Here is a 2,526-nt window from a genome sequence, read left to right as displayed (position 1 = left end):
GCAAAGGTCCGTTCCGCAGAGCTTGGCGCCAGGCCTGAAAGCCGGGTGACGGCCCGTACTACCGTTCTGGTGGTGGGCGACGGGTTTGTGGCCGCGGACCTGCGCTCCGGCCGGTTGACCGGCAAGGCGCGCCGCGTCCTGGAACTGCACGAACGCGGGCAACGGATCGAGGTCCTGTCCGAGGGCGAATTCCTCCAGATGGTCGGCGGACATCTGGCTGCCGCACCTGCCTGACCCGGTCCTGGCTGACGGGTCCTGCCTGATCCGGTCCTGGCTGACGGGTCCTTTCTGCCCGGGTCCTGCCTGACCCGGCAGTCACACGGCGCAACAATCATTCCTCCCACTGCGCGCCCGCTCGTAGCCTTGGCGGATGAGCAAACCCACGGATGCACAGGCCCCCACAGCGCCGGCCAAGTCAGCGCCGCCGGCGTCAATGCCGGCGGACTCGGCGTCGTCGGCGCCCGCGAAGTCAGCACCGGCGACGCGCGGAATTGATTGGCATCGGGTGTTCGCGTTTCCGAACCCGGTGAATGAGTACGCCGCCCGCATCACCGCAGCCCTGGTGGTGGCGCTGTCCGCCGTGACCCTGCTGACCGGTTTCGGGTGGGGGCTCGCCGTCATCGCCGCCGGGTTCTGGCTGCGCGTGCTGTTCGGTCCCCGGATCTCGCCCCTGGCCCAGCTCTCGGTCAAGGTCCTGACGCCCTGGCTTGGGCGGACCCGTCTTGTTCCCGGTCCGCCCAAGCGGTTCGCCCAGGGCATCGGCGCTGCCGTGTCGACGCCGTGCTGATCGCCGCCGCGTACCTTGAGGCCTTCGCCGGGTTCTGCCTCGGCTGCACCATTTTCGGCTTCCTGCAGCGCCGTGGGCTCATCCCCGAGGACGTCTGCGAAGCCTGCAACAACATCTCGCTCCGCGGCGCCTAGGATTCGGGGCGCTTAGGTCCGGAGCTCCAGCGTCCGGAGCGCCCGGGTTCCGCCGAAGCGGCCGCCAGGGATGGACATGTCCTCTGGTGCGCTACCGCCGGGCACGGACATGTCCTCTGGTGCGCCGCCGCCAGGTACGGACATGGCCTCCGGAGTCTCGGACGGGTGGACATAGTGGGAATATGTCCAGTCCTAGCCGCCTGAGATGGGCATGTCCTGAGGATGCAGCGGCCGGGGATGGACATGTCCTTCGCAGCGGGGGCGACCGGACATGTCCTCGTTACGCGACAATGGCGGATGGACGTGTCCATTGCACCGAGGCCGACTGGGCATGTCCTGAGGATGCAGCGGCCGGGGATGGACATGTCCATCGCAGCGGGGCGGTACGGGGCATGTCCCGCGGGCGTGCCGGGCCGCTGCTTCCGGGCGCAGCCGGCTGCGCTGCGCAAATGCCGGAGACTCGACACCTGGTGTGCACGGGCCCGGCCGAGTGTTGCCGGCCGAAGCTATGAGCCAGTGACGGCGGCCAGCTTCGAGGCCATGCCCCGGATGACCTCCGGCGCCTGAAGGGCCGCCAGCCAGTCTGCCGGCAGGCACCGCTCGCCGTAGAACGCGCCCAGGATGTTCCCGGCGATCGACGCCGTCGAATCGCTGTCCCCGCTGTGGTTCACCGCCACCGCGATCGCGGCACGGAAGTGGGCCTGGGCGGGATCGGCCTCGGCAGCGCCGGCGTCCGCCGTCCCCGTTCCTGTCCCGGTTCCCGGGGCTGTGGCCAGCACGGCGTACAGCGCGACGGCAAGGGCTTCCTCGGCCACCCACCCCTCGCCGAGTTCGCCGACCAGGCCCTCGGGGCTGAGCACGTCTCCGCCGGACAGGTCTCCGGCCAACCGCAGGGCCGCCTCCAGCCGTGCCACCACCTCCGGATCCGGATTTTCTCCCTTGCGCAGGATGCCGCCGAGCAGCTGCCCGAGGGCCGATTCCGCCGCTTCGCGCAGCCCGTGGCCGGAGGACAGGGCATGGATGAGAAGGCTGAAAACTCCGGCGCTCTGCCGTGCCGCGGGGTGGCCGTGCGTCAGGGACGCGGCATCGGCGCTGAGCTTATAGACCGTTTCCGCTCCGAGGTGGGGGATCAGGCCGAAGGGTGCCGACCGCATCACGGTGCCGCAGCCCTTCGAATCCGGATTGACCGGCCGCTTCACGGTACCCATCTCGCCCGTGGCGAGTCCGCTCAGGCACGCGTCGCCGGGTGAGCGCCGGCTCTTCAGGACTTCCTGGGCATCGATCCAGCGCGGCGGCTGGAACGGGGCCGACGCCGGCACGGCGACGCCCTGGGTGCCCAGCCAGCGCAGGTACGCGAGCCACAGGCACGCGTTGATGTCCGCCGCCACGCCGTCGTTGGCCCATTCCAGCGCCTCGAGGAGGCCGTCGGCGGTGTACAGCGTCATTTGCGTGTCGTCCGAAAACGGGCTGCCGGCGTCGAGCGCGGAAAAATCCTGCAGGCCCGCGGGGCCGAACCGGGCCCGGATGGCGGAAATGCTGTCGAACTCGACGGCGTAGCCCAGCGAATCTCCGAGCGCGCCGCCCAGCAGGCAGCCGTGGATGCGC

General features: G+C 70.2%; 1 protein-coding gene and 2 pseudogenes. 2 read left to right on the top strand and 1 reads right to left on the bottom strand.

Annotated elements, in window-relative coordinates; all coding sequences use genetic code 11:
- Together LQV45_RS25510 and LQV45_RS25505 are read left to right on the top strand one after the other, a co-directional pair.
- Nucleotides 1-234, top strand: a pseudogene (locus LQV45_RS25510) (exonuclease); the annotation flags it as partial.
- 199 nt (nucleotides 235-433) lie between these two features.
- A pseudogene (locus tag LQV45_RS25505) lies at nucleotides 434-921 on the top strand (DUF4395 domain-containing protein).
- A 506-nt stretch (nucleotides 922-1,427) separates the two neighbouring features.
- Here the strand turns inward: LQV45_RS25505 and LQV45_RS25500 are convergent.
- The coding region (locus LQV45_RS25500; RefSeq protein ID WP_230009425.1) for an ADP-ribosylglycohydrolase family protein at nucleotides 1,428-2,526 on the bottom strand (1,099 nt) is incomplete at its 5' end.

It is taken from the genome of Microbacterium sp. Bi128 (genome assembly GCF_918698205.1).
Note: the sequence above shows the minus strand (reverse complement) of the source record. Positions and strands in the feature narration are given on the sequence as shown.